Origin of the sequence: Variovorax humicola (assembly GCF_037889915.1) — a bacterium.
GTDB classification, from domain to species: Bacteria; Pseudomonadota; Gammaproteobacteria; order Burkholderiales; family Burkholderiaceae_C; genus Variovorax; species Variovorax humicola.
In genome coordinates this window covers 209662-225333 of the sequence record NZ_JBBKZV010000008.1, presented here as the reverse complement: position 1 = coordinate 225333, position 15672 = coordinate 209662, and the positions used below count along the sequence as shown (strand labels likewise).

14 protein-coding genes and 1 pseudogene are annotated in these 15672 nt (G+C 65.9%); 5 read left to right on the top strand and 10 right to left on the bottom strand.

What is annotated here, in order from left to right; all coding sequences use genetic code 11:
* Together WKW80_RS16250 and WKW80_RS16245 are read left to right on the top strand one after the other, a co-directional pair.
* The coding region (locus WKW80_RS16250; protein WP_340364597.1) for a porin at nucleotides 1–420 on the top strand (420 nt) is incomplete at its 5' end.
* A gap of 155 nt (nucleotides 421–575) precedes the next feature.
* Complete coding sequence (locus WKW80_RS16245) at nucleotides 576–1424, top strand: TauD/TfdA dioxygenase family protein (RefSeq protein WP_340364611.1); 849 nt, start codon at nucleotides 576–578, stop codon at nucleotides 1422–1424.
* Nucleotides 1425–1445: 21 nt separating this feature from the next.
* Here WKW80_RS16245 and WKW80_RS16240 read toward each other — a convergent pair whose 3' ends face one another.
* Genes WKW80_RS16240 through pflB form a run of 3 tightly spaced genes read right to left on the bottom strand, consistent with a single transcriptional unit; the run spans nucleotide 1446 to nucleotide 6201 of the window.
* Nucleotides 1446–3038, bottom strand: a complete 1593-nt coding sequence (locus WKW80_RS16240) for an aspartate:alanine exchanger family transporter (RefSeq protein ID WP_340364596.1) — start codon at nucleotides 3036–3038, stop codon at nucleotides 1446–1448.
* A 34-nt stretch (nucleotides 3039–3072) separates the two neighbouring features.
* Nucleotides 3073–3930: a pyruvate formate-lyase-activating protein gene (gene pflA / locus WKW80_RS16235; RefSeq protein ID WP_340364595.1), complete on the bottom strand. Its 858-nt coding sequence runs from the start codon at nucleotides 3928–3930 to the stop codon at nucleotides 3073–3075.
* A 9-nt stretch (nucleotides 3931–3939) separates the two neighbouring features.
* Entirely contained in the window at nucleotides 3940–6201 is a 2262-nt protein-coding gene (gene pflB, locus WKW80_RS16230) for a formate C-acetyltransferase (protein ID WP_422822915.1), read from the bottom strand.
* 652 nt (nucleotides 6202–6853) lie between these two features.
* On the opposite strand from pflB, the gene WKW80_RS16225 reads away from it, so the two are divergent.
* Nucleotides 6854–7039: a hypothetical protein gene (locus tag WKW80_RS16225; protein WP_340364594.1), complete on the top strand. Its 186-nt coding sequence runs from the start codon at nucleotides 6854–6856 to the stop codon at nucleotides 7037–7039.
* 247 nt (nucleotides 7040–7286) lie between these two features.
* Here the strand turns inward: WKW80_RS16225 and WKW80_RS16220 are convergent, their stop codons facing one another.
* From WKW80_RS16220 to argC, 3 genes are all read right to left on the bottom strand, one after another.
* Nucleotides 7287–7766: a VOC family protein gene (locus WKW80_RS16220; RefSeq protein WP_340364593.1), complete on the bottom strand. Its 480-nt coding sequence runs from the start codon at nucleotides 7764–7766 to the stop codon at nucleotides 7287–7289.
* 117 nt (nucleotides 7767–7883) lie between these two features.
* Entirely contained in the window at nucleotides 7884–8024 is a 141-nt protein-coding gene (locus tag WKW80_RS16215; RefSeq protein WP_340364592.1) for a hypothetical protein, read from the bottom strand.
* A 143-nt stretch (nucleotides 8025–8167) separates the two neighbouring features.
* On the bottom strand, nucleotides 8168–9145 hold the full coding sequence (gene argC, locus WKW80_RS16210; protein ID WP_340364591.1) for an N-acetyl-gamma-glutamyl-phosphate reductase: 978 nt from the start codon (nucleotides 9143–9145) through the stop codon (nucleotides 8168–8170).
* 119 nt (nucleotides 9146–9264) lie between these two features.
* On the opposite strand from argC, the pseudogene WKW80_RS16205 reads away from it, so the two are divergent.
* Nucleotides 9265–10148: pseudogene (locus WKW80_RS16205) on the top strand (LysR family transcriptional regulator).
* A gap of 147 nt (nucleotides 10149–10295) precedes the next feature.
* Here WKW80_RS16205 and WKW80_RS16200 read toward each other — a convergent pair.
* The 4 genes from WKW80_RS16200 to WKW80_RS16185 form a co-directional block, all read right to left on the bottom strand.
* Nucleotides 10296–10445: a hypothetical protein gene (locus WKW80_RS16200; RefSeq protein ID WP_340364590.1), complete on the bottom strand. Its 150-nt coding sequence runs from the start codon at nucleotides 10443–10445 to the stop codon at nucleotides 10296–10298.
* Nucleotides 10446–10477: 32 nt separating this feature from the next.
* Entirely contained in the window at nucleotides 10478–11503 is a 1026-nt protein-coding gene (locus tag WKW80_RS16195) for a dienelactone hydrolase family protein (RefSeq protein WP_340364589.1), read from the bottom strand.
* Nucleotides 11500–13410, bottom strand: a complete 1911-nt coding sequence (locus WKW80_RS16190) for an adenylate/guanylate cyclase domain-containing protein (protein ID WP_340364588.1) — start codon at nucleotides 13408–13410, stop codon at nucleotides 11500–11502. The genes WKW80_RS16195 and WKW80_RS16190 overlap by 4 nt, the downstream gene beginning before the upstream one ends.
* Before the next feature lie 578 nt (nucleotides 13411–13988).
* Nucleotides 13989–14555, bottom strand: a complete 567-nt coding sequence (locus tag WKW80_RS16185) for a GNAT family N-acetyltransferase (protein WP_340364587.1) — start codon at nucleotides 14553–14555, stop codon at nucleotides 13989–13991.
* A gap of 129 nt (nucleotides 14556–14684) precedes the next feature.
* On the opposite strand from WKW80_RS16185, the gene WKW80_RS16180 reads away from it, so the two are divergent.
* Nucleotides 14685–15557, top strand: a complete 873-nt coding sequence (locus WKW80_RS16180; protein WP_340364586.1) for an ATP adenylyltransferase family protein — start codon at nucleotides 14685–14687, stop codon at nucleotides 15555–15557.
* The last annotated feature ends 115 nt before the right edge of the window (nucleotides 15558–15672 follow it).

The window sequence follows — 15672 nt, the reverse complement described above, 5'->3', positions numbered from 1 at the left end:
TGGTCGCGCTCCAAGAACGTGTTCGAGTACGTGAACCCGCCGCTCGTCGGCACGGGCGACTTCAAGGGTGACGGTGCCCTCCTGGGCGCAACCATCCCCGTCGGGCCTGGCTTGATCGTCGTGGGCTGGTCGCACGTCAAGCTGAGCTACACCTCGGCCCCCACGCTCGCCGCTGCGCTGACTGCGCCGGAACCGAAGGCCGACAAGTTCGCCCTGGGCTACGTGCACAACCTGTCGAAGCGCACCGCGCTGTACACGACGGCGGCCTTGATCAAGAATAAGGATGGTGCTGCCTTCAACACCAACAGCAACTTCACGACCGGCACGGCACAGTTCACCAACACGTTCCTGACCACCGGTTCGGGCTACCAGGCCAAGAACGCGATGGGCTACGACGTCGGTATCCGTCACGCCTTCTGATCCGGCGTTCACGCTGAGCATGTCCAGACGGCTGAGCCGGCCCGCGCTTGCCGGCCAGCCGTCGGACTGCATGATCCAAGGAGACAAGAATGCGCACTTCTACCAAGAGCGGCTCTCCTGCCGCCGCAACATCTGCATCCCGGCGTTCCCGCACGATGCGTGTCAACGCGCTCACCCCTACCATCGGTGCCGAGTTGCACGATGTCGACCTGGCCGACGCGGTGCACGACGACGCGTTGTTCGCCGAGATTCGCAGGCTGCTGCTCGCACACAAGGTGCTGTTCCTGCGCGACCAGCATTTCACACGCGCCGAGCATGTGGCCTTCGCCCAGCGCTTCGGATCGCTGGAAGATCATCCGGTGGTCGGCAGCGACCCCGACCACCCCGGTCTGGTCCGCATCTACAAGGGACCCGACAGCCGCCAGGAGCAGTACGAAAACGCCTGGCACTGCGACACCACCTGGCGCGAGTGCCCGCAGATGGGTGCCGTGCTGCGTTGCGTCGAAGGCCCGGCGGTCGGCGGCGACATGTTGTGGGCCAACATGGGCGAGGCATACCGCCGCCTGCCCGAGCACATCAAGACGCAGATCGCGCCGCTGCGCGCGCGCCACAGCATCGAGGCCAGCTTCGGAGCCGCCATGCCGGTCGAGAAGCGCCTGGCGCTGCACGCCCAGTTCCCCGATGCCGAGCATCCGGTGGTGCGCACGCACCCGGAGACTGGCGAGAAGGTCCTGTTCGTCAATGCCTTCACGACCCACTTCACCAACTACCACACGCCTGGCAACGTGCGCTTTGGCCTGGACCATGCACCCGGCGCCAGCCTGTTGCTCAACTACCTGGTGAGCCAGGCTAGCGTGCCCGAATACCAGGTGCGTTTCCAGTGGAAGAAGAACAGCGTCGCAATCTGGGACAACCGTTGCACGCAGCACTATGCGGCGCAGGACTTCTGGCCGGCGGTACGCAACCTGGAGCGTGCCGGCATCGTCGGCGACAAGCCCTTCTGACCGCGCTGCGCGCCCGGGCGCTCACCCACCCAGAAACGCAGGCACGATGTCCACGAAGAGGATCTTGATGATCGTCATTCCCGGAAAGATCATCGCGTAGGCGATGTCGGGCTTGTCGGTGGGCGCGAGCTTGTTCGAGTAGGCGAGGATGGCGGGATTGCCGCACGCGCCTGCGACGATGCCCGCCACTTCGTCAAAAGGCATCTTGAACACACCCAGTCCCAATACCAGGATGGGCAGCACGAGCGCCACCACGACGATGGCCCCCAGGCCGATCATCAGGAATCCGGTCTGGGAAACCGTGGCCGCGAACTTCGGCCCCGACGACATGCCGACTTGCGCCAGGAAGAGGGTCAGGCCGAGGTTGCGCAACACCAGGTTGGCCGACAGCGGTATGGTCCAGTTCAGCCCGCCGGTGCGGCGCATGTTGCCGAGCACGAGGGCCACGATCAGCACGCCCGACAGGCCCAGCGCGAGCTTGCCAATGCCTGGCAAGGGAAAGTTGATGGCGCCGAGCAGGAATCCGAGCGCCATCCCGAGTCCGATGGAGATGTAGCTGAACTCGGCGGTTCCCTTGATGGAATCGCCGAAGAACTTGCGCAACGCCCCGAATTCATCGCGATGCGCGAGCAGTCCGACGCGGTCGCCGAACTCGAGCACCAGGTCGGGCTTGGGCACGATATCGGCGTCGCCACGCCTTACCTGCACGACCACGTGGGGCTTGCCATCCGGCAGCTTCAAGTCCGCCAGGGCGCGCCCGGCGACGGTCGGGCGGGATACGAAGACGCGCAGGTAGTCCAGGTCGCGGCGATCCCCCATGATCCGCCCCTCATGGACCTCGCCGAGTTGCCTGGCCGCCCCCTCCAGCGCCTCTCGGCTCGGCCCGGTGACCAGTAGCACGTCGTTCGCGGCCAGCGCCATCGAGTGCGTAGCGGGCAGATTGTGATGCGCCCGCCGCAGTGCCGCGATCTCGATGCCGGCCGGCAGGCTGGCCAGCAGGTCGCCGATGGTCTTGCCCTTCAACGCGGACTCCTGCGGCGCGATTTCCAGCAACTCCAGGCCACCTCCCGGCGGCATCTCGATCTTCGGCTTGAGCAGCATGAAGGTCACGTACAGAAAGAGGATCGGCCCCGCCACACCCAGCGGATAGGCCACCGAGTAGCCGACCGCGGGATCGTCGTTGCCCAGCTTCACGATGGCCGCCTGCAGCGTCGGCGTGCTGGTGCCCGCTCCAGCGAACAGGCCGAGCGCATGGCCGGTTTCGAGGTTCGTCATCTTGAGGAACAGCACGCTGACCACGCCGGCGAGCAACACGCCGGACAGCGCGATCAGGTTTGCCTTCCGGCCGGCGGAACTCGTGAGGCCCAGGAAGAACTGCTTGCCGTACTGCACGCCGACGGCGTACAGGAACAGCGCAAGACCCAGCGTGCCCACCATCGGCGCGGGCGCCGACTTGGGTGCCAGCCAGCCGATGAACAGGGCCACGAAAAGCACCGCGCCCACGCCGAGCGAGAAGCCCTTGACGTTGACCTCACCCAGCAGATAGCCGATCGCGATGGTCAGGAACATCGCCATCATCGGCTGCGGCCCCAACAGACTGCTCAAGGTCTCCATTGCGTTCTCCTGTGTTCCTGTGTATCGCCAGCAATCAGTACACCGTCAGGCCGCGGCTCCTGAACTGCCCGCGGACGCGCTCGGCCAACTCGGGCGAAGGCGGCTCGACATCCCGCAGCGGATATTCGAGTCCGAGCTTCTCCCACTTGTCCCGGCCCATCTGGTGGAAGCGCAGGATCTCCACCCGCTCGAGCGACTTCAGCCCGGCGCACACGTCGGCCACCTTCTCCACGTTGTCGTAGCCGTCGGTGAGACCCGGCACCAGCACGTAGCGCACCCACATCGGGCGGCCCAGGTCGGACAGGCGGCGCGCGTAGTCGAGCGTTGGCTGCAGCGGCTGGCGCGTGACCTGCTCGTAGATGGCCGGGTCGCCGGACTTGATGTCGAGCAGGTGCAGGTCGATGAGCGCCAGGTCTTCGTCCGTCATGCGATCACCCAGGCGCCCGGCTGTGTCGATGCAGGTGTGCAACCCGAGTTGCTTGCAGCGCTTGAAGATCTGCATGGCGAAAGCCTTCTGCACCATGGGCTCGCCGCCGGAGAGCGTGACGCCGCCGTGGCTGATCTTCAGAACCTGTGCGTACTTGCGTATCTCCTGCATGGCGCGCGCGACGCTCACCGGCCGGCCGTTGTTCTTGTGCCAGGTGTCCGGGTTGTGGCAGTACTGGCAACGCAGGAAGCAGCCCGTGAGGAAGGCCACGAAGCGGATACCCGGGCCATCGACCGTGCTGCCCACCTCCCATGAATGCACGTTGCCGACGAGGTCTTCCCCGGGGTCGCCGGACTCCTCGAGATCGGCCGCGTGGATCGTGAAGTAGTCCTGCGATTTCGACTGCGCCGCCCCGCTCCTCGAGACGTGCAGTTCATAGCGGCTGCCGCTGAGTGTCTGGCCCATGGCGCGCTCCTACATGGCACCGTGGAAAGTGCGGTTGATCACGTCGAGCTGCTGCTCCCGGGTCAGCTTGATGAAGTTGACGGCATATCCCGAGACCCGGATCGTGAGCTGGGGGTACTTCTCGGGATGGGCCATTGCGTCCTGCAGCGTCTCGCGGTTCAGCACGTTGATGTTGACGTGGAAGCCGCCGCTGGAGAAGTAGGCGTCCAGGGCATCGGTGCCGCGGGTGAGCCGCTCGCTCTCGCTGCCGAGCGCCGAGGGCACGACCGACAGCGTCAGCGAGATGCCGTCCTCCGCGTCGTCATAGGGAATCTTGGCCACCGACATCAGCGCCGCCAGCGCGCCATGCGTATCCCGCCCGTTGGACGGGTTGGCGCCCGGCGCGAAGGCCTCGCCCTTCTTGCGCCCGTCCGGCGTGCTGCCGGTGCCCTTGCCGTAGACCACGTTCGACGTGATGGTCAGCACCGACTGCGTGTGCGTCGCGTTGCGGTAGCTCGGGTACATGCGGATCTTGCTCATCATCTTCGACACCAGGAGGCGGGCGATGTCGTCGACGCGGTCGTCGTTGTTGCCGAAGCAGGGGAATTCGCCCGTGGTCTCGAACTCGACGATGAGCCCGCGATCGTCACGCACCGGGCGGACCTTCGCGTACCGGATCGCCGACAGGCTGTCCGCCGCATGAGACAGCCCCGCAATGCCGCAGGCGAGCGTGCGCAATACGTCGCGGTCATGCAGCGCCATCTCGATCGCTTCGTAGCAGTACTTGTCGTGCATGAAGTGGATGATGTTGAGAGCGTTGACGTAGGTCTTCGCCAGCCAGTCCATCATCGGGTCGAGCCGCTCCATCACCTCGTCGTAGTCGAGCAGGTCGCCGGTCACCGGCGCCAGATGGGGTCCGACCTGCGCGCCGCTCACTTCGTCGCGCCCGCCGTTCAGTGCGTAGAGCAGCGTCTTCGGCAGGTTCACGCGCGCGCCGAAGAACTGCATCTGCTTGCCCACGCGCATGGCCGACACGCAGCAGGCGATGGCACAGTCGTCGCCCCACTTCGGGCGCATCAGATCGTCGGACTCGTACTGGATGGAACTGGTGTCGATCGAGGTCTTGATGGCGAAGCGCTTGAAGCCGTCGGGCAGCCGGGGCGACCAGAACACGGTCAGGTTGGGCTCCGGCGCCGGCCCCAGGTTGTTCAGGGTATGCAGCATGCGAAACGCGCTCTTCGTCACCAGCGTGCGCCCGTCCTCGCCCTGGCCGCCCACCACCTCGGTGACCCAGACCGGGTCGCCCGAGAAGAGCTGGTTGTACTCGGGCGCGCGCAGGAAGCGAACCATGCGCCACTTGATCACCAGGTCGTCGATGATCTCCTGCGCCTGGGATTCGTTCAGCGTGCCGTCACGAAGATCGCGCTCGAAATAGATGTCCCAGAAGGTGGACAGGCGCCCGGCCGACATCGCGGCGCCGTTCTGCTGCTTGACCGCGGCGAGATAGCCGAAGTAGGTCCACTGCACCGCCTCGCGCGCATTTTTCGCCGGGCCGGAAATGTCGAAGCCGTAACGCGTTCCCATCTCCTTGAGTTCCTTGAGCGAGCGGATCTGTTCGGCCAGTTCCTCGCGCAGGCGGATGATGTCCTCCGTCGAGTGCCGATCGTCCAGTTCCTGCTTCTCGCGTTCCTTGTCGCCAACCAGGAAGTCGACGCCGTACAGCGCGACGCGGCGATAGTCGCCGACGATGCGCCCGCGGCCGTAGGCATCGGGCAGGCCGGTGACCACGGAGGCCGAGCGCGCCTTGCGGATGTCGGGCGTGTAGGCATCGAAGACCCCGACGTTGTGCGTCTTGCGGTACTTGGTGAATATCTCGATCAGCGCCGGATCGGGCTCGTAGCCGTAGGCGCGCAGGCTGTCCTCCACCACGCGCCAGCCGCCGAAGGGCATGATCGCCCGCACCAGCGGTGCGTCGGTCTGCAGGCCGACGATGATCTCCTGCTCCTTGTCGAGGTAGCCGGCTTCGTGCGCCAGGATGCCCGAGGGAATCTGCGATACACCCAGGATGCCCTTCTCGCGCTCCTGCGCCAGCAGCGGCGTGAGTTTGTCCCACATCGCCTTCGTGCGCGCCGTGGGCCCCTGGAGAAAGCTGCCGTCGCCCTCATAGGGCGTGTAGTTGCGCTGAATGAATTCGCGCACGTTGACCCGGGTCTGCCACTGGCCGGGCGTGAAATCGCGCCACGCGCCCTCGCTTGCCATGGTCGCGAGATCGAACGCAAGTATGGTGTCCATCACTGTCTCCTTCTGGTGCTCGTAGCTTCTGCTTTCGCCGCAAGGCGGCTTTTAGGGCGAGCCGAGGCTCGCCTGCCGTGAAATCAAAACCTGACGCGTTCCTCGGCCATGGTCACGCAGGCGGCCGCATCCGATGCGCCGGCCGATGGGCCTGGACCGAACCGCGTGGCCTCGCTCGGATGCGCGAGGTCCGCCGCCGACGGCTCGAGGTTCCCGGCGGTGCCTCGTCCTATCAGTCCATCTTCGGCACCCATGCCGGTAGCACGAACCTCTGCCAGTGCCCAACGCTAGTCGCTGGCGGACGGCGCGAAAATCCTACTTTGGTTGGATTTCAACGGCGGGCGGCACGGAAGCAGGCAGTCCGTGAAGTCGGCCCTCCGGCACCTCCCTGCCAAAGCATGTCGCTGTCTATCGCGGCGGCGGCCCATCAACCTCTGGTCGTCGATTCGCCGCGAGAAAAGGCGTCCTGCCGACATTTACGCCCGGCGGCCCGACACCGGGCATGCCGTGTTTGCATGCAAATGCCGCATTGCCCAAGGCCAGGCCCGAATTGGACGGGACCGGAGAGGTGGCCGCATGCGCCTCCGTCTCCCCGCAACACCTCATGACATTGACGAACTTCTGCGAGCATCGGAAGTCGAATCAATAATCAATGAACGGCCAAGCACCTATGTCGGCCCTCAATAGCCCAATCCGGATCGGCAACGCTTCGAAGGCAAACGTTCCGATGCTCATGGCATCGCTTTGCGCGCTGGCTGCCCCCTTTGTGCTGGTGGCAATCGCCTGGTTCGTGGGGAAGCTTGCCGTCACCGAAGTGTTGCGCCTTCTCGGCGCTTGACCGGCAGCGCCTGAGCCGCGCGGCGCTGGGTTACGGCGTCGTGGCCTCAGGGTTGTGCCGGGTGAGGAGTCTGCCGATGGCGTGCCGGGGACCCGCTGCCGAGCGCGTGCCTGCCCGGCTTTCGTCGCGCTGCCCTGGCTTGCGCGCAGTTCGGCCACGTGGCCATGGCCGCGGGGCCCTGTCCTTCACCGACCATTCGTCCGCCCCAAGGCAGCCTTGATCGGTCATTGCAAACGGACCGGGAGCGTCAGCCGCGCCAGGCCGCTTCTATCGCCGCGATGTCGATCTTTCTCATCTGCATCATCGCCTCGAAAGCGCGCTTGGCTGCGGCGCGATCGGGGTCGGTGAATGCTGCAGTGAGGACGCGCGGCGTGATCTGCCACGACAGGCCCCACTTGTCCTTGCACCAACCGCAGGCGCTTTCCTGGCCGCCGTTGCCCACGATCGCGTTCCACAAGCGGTCGGTTTCGCCCTGGTCGTCAGTCGCAACCTGGAACGAAAAAGCCTCGCTGTGCTTGAACTCCGGGCCACCGTTCAGGCCAAGGCAAGGGATGCCGATGACGGTGAACTCGACCGTCAAGACGTCGCCCTGCTTGCCCGAGGGATAGTCGCCAGGCGCGCGATGGACCGCACCCACCGCGCTGTCCGGGAAGGTCTGGGCATAGAACTGCGCGGCGTCCAGCGCGGTGCCGTCGTACCAGAGACAGATCGTGTTCTTGGGGATCACATTCGTTCTCCAACTCGTGAGCGGGATGTGCATCCTACCCGCAGGCGTGCGCCTGGGCCGATGAGGCGCACCCGAGGAGGTCGGGGAGGTCCCAAGGCTGACACCCGCTCTTGCCGCTTACAACCAGTGCGCGGGCGTGTCCAGCGGCGTGCGCTCGACCGGATCGGGCACGACCAGCCACGCGGCGTGGCCGGTGTAGGCGAGGGCCGAGGCGGTCAGGCCCACGCCGATGCGCGCCTCGTTCATCATGTGGAACATGTGGCCAAGCCCATCCCCGGCTCGCCGACGCTGGGACGGTTCGCCTTGCTCAAGCACGTCACGCGCTACATCCAGCCCTGCCCGGAAAGGGGGCAATCCAACGCGAGCGACTTGCTCGGGGCGATCTCTACCACTGAACAATGTCATGCGGCCCGCACGCTGTGAAATGGGTCGCCGCGCTCCAGGTGTCGTACCGCCGACAAACCGAGCATCAGATCGAGGTTCTGCACCGCCGCTCCCGCGGCGCCCTTGCCCAAGTTGTCGAACACCGCGGCCAGCAGCACCTGGCCCGTGCGCTTCTGCTCAAACACCGCGAGTCGCAATCGGTTGCTGCCGTTGAGCGCCCGGGGGTCGAGTCGCCGCGCATCGACGTCCTCGGCAAGCGGTTCCAGATCGATGAAAGCTTGCCCTGCGTAGCGCGCTTGAAGCGCGGCGTGCAAGCGCGCGCCCGTCACGCCGGCGGGCAGCAGGCGCAGATGCAGCGCGATCGTCAACACGATGCCTTGTCGATAGTGGCCATACGCCGGCACGAACACCGGCGCATGCGCCAGGCCGGCATGCTGCTGGATCTCAGGCACGTGCTTGTGGTTCAGGCCCAGGCCGTAGACCTGGAAGGGCACCGCGGTGGCAGCGCCGGCGCCTTCATGATCCTCAAGCCCGGCTCGGCCTCGTCCTGAATAGCCTGACACCGCGTGGATGACCAGCGGATGGTCGGCCGGCACCAGGCCGTCGTCGACCAGGGGCTTGAGCAGTGCCAGCGCCCCTGTCGGGTAGCAGCCGGGATTGCTGACCCGCCCGGCATGGGCGATGCGCTCGGCCTGCGCAGCGTCCAGTTCCGGCAGGCCATAGACCCAGCACGGCGCGGTGGGGTGGGCCGAACTTGCGTCGATCACCCGCACGCCAGGCCGGCGCACCAGCGCCACGGCCTCGCGCGCGGCATCGTCCGGCAGGCACAGCAACGCGACGTCGCAGTCATTCAGCGCCTCGGCGCGATGGGCCGCGCTCTTGCGATGGCCGGACGGCAATTGCAGCAGGCGCAGGTCGGTCCGCCCCGCCAGCCATTGCCGCACTTCCAGGCCGGTGGTGCCTTGGTCGCCAGCGATGTAAACGAGAGGGGTCATGAGTGCTCCGATTGAGTTCGAAGCGCATGGTGCATCACCCATCGCATGCAGGCCAGTTGAATCTGACAAACTACCAGTTCAGACATTCTGAATCACTCTTTGACGACGAAAGTTGCACGATGCGCGAAATCAATCTCGACCGCCTGCGCACGCTGCTGACGGTGGCCGATCTCGGCTCGTTCGCCGCGGCGGCCAAGGCACTTCACCTGGCGCCGCCCACGGTGACGCTGCACGTGGCGCTGCTCGAAGCCCGCCTCGGGATGCGCCTGCTGCACCGCGCGCCGGCCGGCGTCACCGCGACGTCCGCCGGCAGCCTGCTGATCGACAAGGCACGGCGGCTGCTGGCCGAAGCCGACGACCTGCTGCAGACCGTGCAACGCCAGATCGCCGCGCGCGGCGGCCGCGTGCGATTGGGCGCCTCCACCGGCGCGCTCGCGCACCTGCTGCCGCAGGCGCTGGAGGGCTTGGCCGCCCGGCATCCGGAGATCGACGTGCAGGTCGCGGTGATAACCAGCGAGGAAGCACTGGTGCGGCTCGCCGCCGGCAGCCTGGACATTGGCATCGTCGCGCTGCCGCAGCGGTGCTTCGCGGCCTGCGCGTGCAGGCCTGGCGCCAGGATCCGGTGCTGGCGTTCATCCCGGCCGATTGGAAACCGCCGCGGCACGTGACGCCTGCCTGGCTCGCCGCCCGGCCCCTGATCGCCAATGATCGCGGCACCCGACTCTCGCGCCAGACCGCCGAATGGTTCGCCGCGGCCGGCGAACGGCCGCAGGCGCGCATCGAGTTGAACTACAACGATGCGATGAAGAGCCTGGTGGCAGCAGGCTACGGCGCCGCGCTGTTGCCGCACGAAGCAGGCGCGCCGCCACCTGATCGGCGCATCAGCATGCGACCGCTGCGGCCGGCGCTGAAGAGGGCGCTGGGCATTGCGCATCGGACCAGGCCGGACGACGATGCGACGGAAGTGACGCTTCGGGCCTTGTTGAGCATGAAGGAGCGTTGAAACGTATTGCCCGCAACGGGTCGAGAATGCCAGCGTGTATTGCGGCGCGCTTGATTCGCCTCAACTACGACCTCTATGTCAAGGCATCAGAGTACCGCCCCTGCTTCGCCGCGGACGTGCCCTGGCGCGCGGCGCACCTGATCGAGGCTACCCCGCGGCTTTGAGCGCAGCCGCATTTGCCGAGCCCTCGGGATCGCCGGCGTGGAAGTTCATTCCGTCGTGGTTCATCCACGGCACGAGCGACAAGGCGATCCCGCCCGCCCCGCAGCCCTTTGCAGGCGCATCATCGTCTGTCATGCAGCGTCCGCGTCCCGTCCGACACGGCCCGTTCAGTGGCGGAAATTGGCATCGAGAAAGTCGATCAGGTCGAGCGTGACGTTGGCCTTCTGGGTGACGTTGGTGTAGATGGAGGCGCCGTACTTGATACAGCTCTTTCGCATTTCCGTGAATAGCGGGGCCGGGTCGGTCTCTGCAAATGTCTTGCCGTCGTAGTTGAAGCGCCCGTCCGGCTCGACCACGACGTTGCAATTGGCCAGGCTTTCGATGTTCGCGTTCCGGAACATGATGCGGTCCTTCGGATCGCCGTCGAATCCCGTGGTTGCCCCGGAGTACACCTTGACCTGGTTGCTGCCACCCGCTGCCGCGTACTCGCTCGCGAGCGTTTGGCACGGCTTGACGCCTGTCACTTCGTCCTTGCCGCCAATCGCGATGAACACCTGGGCGCTTGGCTTGGGCTGCCGCGGGTGGAGAAAGCAGGTAGCGCCCACCGCCATCACGAGCGCAAACCGGTCGGCTTTTTCCGAAGGAAGGAATGTTTGGTCGGCGACCAGCAGGGCCACGGTCCCACCGCGTCCGGATCCCATGAGCGCCATCCGGTCGGCAGGGTAGCCGAGGGAGACGAGATAGCGCTTTGCGGCGAAGGTGTCGCGCATCTGTTCGTAGAGGCTGATGGCCGTGTTGTCGGTCGACGCGGACGCCACGCGCCGCGCGCCGTAGGTGTCGATCACCAGTACCGCATAGCCGGCGGAATTGATCGACCGGGCGTAATGGCCCTCGCGCATGTCGCTCCAGCCGTCCGCAGCATTGACGATGACCACCGCCGCCTTGGCGTCACCGGGCGGCTTGAACACCACGGCCTTGATCTCGAGATCCGGCGCGCCTTCGCGCGGAGACTTGAAGCTGACCAGGGTGCCGCCCTGTGGCTGCGCGTAGGTCAGCGGAAGTTGCAGCCAAGGGTGCGCGGATCGGCTCGGCGACCACACCAGCGGGTCTTGTTGCGCGCAGACCGCGACGCTGCAAAGCACTGCGATGGCCAGCGTTGCCGCACGGCGAAGCGTCGAATGGAGCCGAGTCATTTGCTGCCCTCCGGGAGTCCTGCCATTCGAAGACCTTCCACCAGCCGCTCGCGTTGCGCAAGGAAGCCGAGGTCAGTCGACGGGTAGGTGAGAACCACGTAAGCGATATTGCTCAGCGGTTGCAACTGGCGGTGCCGTGCCATGTTGGCCGCGGCGGCTGCCTTGCGCCCATGCAATGCGTCGATGGCCGCGAGCATGAGGTAGGGCCGGCCGTTGTTCGGGAACTCGGCCGCCCAGTTGCGCAGGATCTCGTAGGCTTCATCGTCGCGCTGCTGCGCGAAGGCAGCGTCGGCCCGGCACTGGATAAGCCATTGCTTCGTCCGCGTCTGGTAGGCCTGCAGGCTGGACGCCCTGGCCATGTGTTGCTGGGCTTCAGCGAAGCGGCCTTGCCGCACCAGCGCGATCGCCATCCGCAGGTGGCTGGCCTGGTCGTCGGGGCTGATCTCCAAGCTGCGTTGCCAGACCCAGAACGCCTCGTCGGGACGCTGCCGGAGGAACAGCATCTCGGCCCATGCCGACAGGTTCTGCGCATTGGCCGGGCCGAGGTCCAGCGCTCGCTTGAGAACCTTTTCGGTGACGTCGAGCTCGTCGCGCGGGGACTTGCTGAAGTAGTTGTAGAACGCCACGAGGTGCGCCACGCCGAGGCCGATCGAAGCATCGACCGAGTTCGGGTCGACCTCTGCGGCGAACTCGAAGCGCTGGCGCGCCCGTTCCAGGTCTTCCGGCGTGTTGCCGCGGTCGAGGTCGCGCCAGGCCAGGACGATCGCGTCGACCGGGTCCTTCTCACGGCCGGGGAGCCTCGCCCGCACGCCTTCGATTTCGTAGTAGCGCGCCGCCAGCGCGTTGGCGACGTCCCGTCCATAGGGAGAGCGCACGGCTTCTTCGTCGCTCTTGAACTCGGCATCGTGCAGGCGATAGACAGCGCCAGTGGCGATTTCGGTCAGGTTGGCAGCCACCCGGACGGTGCTGCCATCGCGGACCACACGGCCGCCCAGCACGAAACGCACCGCCTGCTCCCGGCCGATGCGCTCGAATTCCGGCGCGGCGGGATCCTGCTGCATGGTGGCGCGGCGTTCGATGACCCGCACGCCTGCGCGCTCGAGTTGGGTGCCGATGGCGTCCGCCATGTCGTCAGCCAGCGTGGAGCCGGCGGCCTTGCCGCGCCGGTCGTTGAAGGCCAGCACGGCGAGCGCGCGCCGGTTGATGACCTCTTCGTCGATGTTCATCGGCGGCGTGGCATGCCGCTGCCACTGCCACGTCGCAGTGGCGCCGCCGATGACGCAGGCCACCACGATGCCCGCGATGACCCAGCGCCAGCGGCGCCGGGACGTGCGCGGACGCTGCGTGGCCAGCGCTGCCGGCGCGGTCGACGTTGGTGTGGCGGCAGGCACCAGCCGGAATGCGCCCACAGGCTTGGTGATGTTCTTCACCCGCTGCGGGCCGATGTCCTCGAAGTTGGCGCGCGTCTGGTCGGACGACAACTCCTCGACAGCGTGCGACACAACCAGGCCGCCGGGCTCCGCGAGCGCCTGCAGGCGCGACGCGATGTTGACGCCGTCGCCGTAGACCGTGCCGTCGGGCTTCTCGATCACGTCGCCAACGTGGATGCCGATGCGGAACTGCAACTGGAGCTGCGCAGGCGGGTGGCTCGATCGGGAAGCGAGTTCATCCTGGGCTGCGACCGCGGCCCGGACTGCGCCCACCGCCGTGTCGAACACAGCCAGCACCGAATCGCCGGAGGTGTCCACGACGCGCCCGCCCATCAGCGCGACATGCGTGCGAAAGATTTGGCGGGCCTCGTCAAGTGCGGCCAGCGTGCCCATCGCATCGAGCGCCATCGACCGCGAATAGCCCGCCGCGTCCGCTGCCAGGATGGCCAACAGTCGATGTCGGATGTCGGTCTGCATGGTGGATTGCGGGCGGGCAAACTCCTGGGACTAGCAACGGCCATTGTCAACCGACGAACCGAAATATGTGGCCTTTTCCTCCCCAGAAGGGGGGAGGAAAGCCTGAAATATCGGGCGGCCCGTCTGCAATTTGTCGCTTGGCCCCGCATCGGCGCCGCTCGTGTGAGACAGGTGTCCGCTTGAATCGGCGCTGCAACCGCCAGGGCATCACCCCCAAGGCAGCGATCGCCAACCTGGGCGCTACGTGGGACTTCGGCGTCGTCAAGCTGTTCGGTGAAATTTCGCGCACCAGGAACAAGAACGACTACAAGTTCCCGCCGCTCATCGGCACGGGCGACTTCAAGGCAGACGGCTACGTGCCCGGCGCCACCGTGCCGATTGGCGTGGGCCTGATCCGGCTGGGATGGTCGCATGTCAAGCTGAACGACACGTCGCCGCCAACCGTCTGGATGATCCTTTGCGGCCGCTTGGCGAACTCACGCTGTGAGGCCCCGAAGGAGTCCTTTGTTCCTTGCCAGAGTGGTCGTCGGCATTGCCCCCGCACGTTGTCCATCACACCGGAAATGGGAGGCCTGCGATCAAGCGGCCTTTATCCGCAGCCACCTCTCACGCGAAATTCGATACAAGCAGTGCCTCTTCAGTTCGCTGCCTTCCGTTAGCGCGGGATTGGGGTAGTTGAAGTCCTCATTGGCGTTCGTCATTCCAACGCGCTCCATCACCCTGCGCGAGGGAATGTTGATTACCGGTGTAAACGAAACGATCTCTTCGAAGCCCAGCTGTTCGAAGCCAACGCGCACGGCCGCCTTCGCTCCCTCGGTGGCATATCCCTTGCCCCAGTGCTCTTGGGCAAGCCGATAGCCTAATTCCACGCATGGCATGAACGACAGCGAGCGCCTGGGAATCGACAGGCCGATGAAGCCGATGAATTGACCGGTCGCTCGGGTTTCCGCGGCCCAGTTGCTCCAGCCACGTTCATTGATTTCGGCGCCCCACCTGTCAATGTCGCGATCACTCCCCTCGCGAGACTGCAGTCCGGGGAAGAAGCGCATGACGACCGGGTCTGCGTTCAGGGCTGCATACGGGTCCCGATCCGAGCTCTTCCACATGCGAAGAAGCAAACGCTCAGTGATGATTTCGATTGGCATCGTCATTGCCCTTGCTGCGGTCTGGACCGATTGTTGCCGAGCGTTTGTCAGTGCGCGTGCGCTGGTACTGATGCGCCGGGCCCCCGCGTAGTCGTTCCCATGGGCCCGGAACGGGTCGAGAATGACAGCGTGTATTCGCTGTCCCTCGTCCAAGATGCAACGCGGCGCGCCCTGGCAGACGGTGCGCTGCAGCCGATCGAGACTCGATCCATCGTCGTCGACAGCGATGGCGTCCGGTTCGTCTTGCGCACGGTGTCGAGCCTCGTGCGCAAGGACAAGGACAAGGACAAGGACAAGGACAAGGAAAAGGCGCGCCATGTCGCGGCGCCCAGAGATCCACTCGGCGACTACGACCGTTCTCTTTTCGTTTGCGAGCTCGCGCCTGCGCACTACGTTCTGCTGAACAAGTTCCAACTGCTCGCCGGCCACGTGCTGCTCGTGACCCGCGGCTTCGAACGCCAGGAGCGCCTCCTTGCGGTCGAGGATTTCGCGGCGCTCGTCACTTGCCTGGGCGAGGTCGACGGGCTCGCCTTCTACAACGGGGGTGTCGAGGCCGGGGCCAGCCAACGGCACAAGCACCTGCAACTGGTGCCGCTCCCGCTCGCATGCGAAAGCCCGGACGACGTACCGATGGAGCGATTGCTCGACAGCGGCTCGCGGCTGCCGTTCAGGCATGCGTTCGCACGTTTGGCGCCGCAGGCGACGGCGCCCGAGTTGCATGCCCTCTATCGCGAGTTGCTTCATCGGTGCGGCATTGCTGCTGTCGCCACCGAAGAAGGCGAAGTTCAGTCGGCACCCTACAACCTGCTGGTTCGTCGAGGCTGGATGCTCGTCGTGCCGCGCTCGCGCGCATGCTTCGAATCGATCGCCGTGAACGGGCTCGGCTTCGCTGGTTCATTGTTCTTGCGTTCGCAAGAGGAACTGGACCGCGTCCGTGCAATAGGGCCGATGCAGGTGCTGCGCGGGGTTGCGATGCCGCTGGAGGTGCCTCGTGACGCATGACCGATGGGCCCGCGCAGGCACCTGCAGTGCGCCGGTGAAATAGGCCAGGGTGCATTTCAACGTTGGATGCCCTACACCGTTTCCAGCGCCGTGGCAGGCCACCTGCCGCGGCGCG

What these genes read in the sequence shown, in the direction of transcription:
- pflA (WP_340364595.1), bottom strand. Translation starts at nt 3,930, where the DNA reads ATGGGCCAGACACTCAGCGGCAGCCGCTATGAACTGCACGTCTCGAGG.
- WKW80_RS16215 (WP_340364592.1), bottom strand. Translation starts at nt 8,024, where the DNA reads ATGTTCCACATGATGAACGAGGCGCGCATCGGCGTGGGCCTGACCGCC.
- WKW80_RS16200 (WP_340364590.1), bottom strand. Translation starts at nt 10,445, where the DNA reads ATGACAGACGATGATGCGCCTGCAAAGGGCTGCGGGGCGGGCGGGATC.
- WKW80_RS16245 (WP_340364611.1), top strand. Translation starts at nt 576, where the DNA reads ATGCGTGTCAACGCGCTCACCCCTACCATCGGTGCCGAGTTGCACGAT.
- WKW80_RS16225 (WP_340364594.1), top strand. Translation starts at nt 6,854, where the DNA reads ATGAACGGCCAAGCACCTATGTCGGCCCTCAATAGCCCAATCCGGATC.
- WKW80_RS16240 (WP_340364596.1), bottom strand. Translation starts at nt 3,038, where the DNA reads ATGGAGACCTTGAGCAGTCTGTTGGGGCCGCAGCCGATGATGGCGATG.
- argC (WP_340364591.1), bottom strand. Translation starts at nt 9,145, where the DNA reads ATGACCCCTCTCGTTTACATCGCTGGCGACCAAGGCACCACCGGCCTG.
- WKW80_RS16190 (WP_340364588.1), bottom strand. Translation starts at nt 13,410, where the DNA reads ATGCAGACCGACATCCGACATCGACTGTTGGCCATCCTGGCAGCGGAC.
- WKW80_RS16185 (WP_340364587.1), bottom strand. Translation starts at nt 14,555, where the DNA reads ATGCCAATCGAAATCATCACTGAGCGTTTGCTTCTTCGCATGTGGAAG.
- WKW80_RS16195 (WP_340364589.1), bottom strand. Translation starts at nt 11,503, where the DNA reads ATGACTCGGCTCCATTCGACGCTTCGCCGTGCGGCAACGCTGGCCATC.
- pflB (WP_422822915.1), bottom strand. Translation starts at nt 6,201, where the DNA reads ATGGACACCATACTTGCGTTCGATCTCGCGACCATGGCAAGCGAGGGC.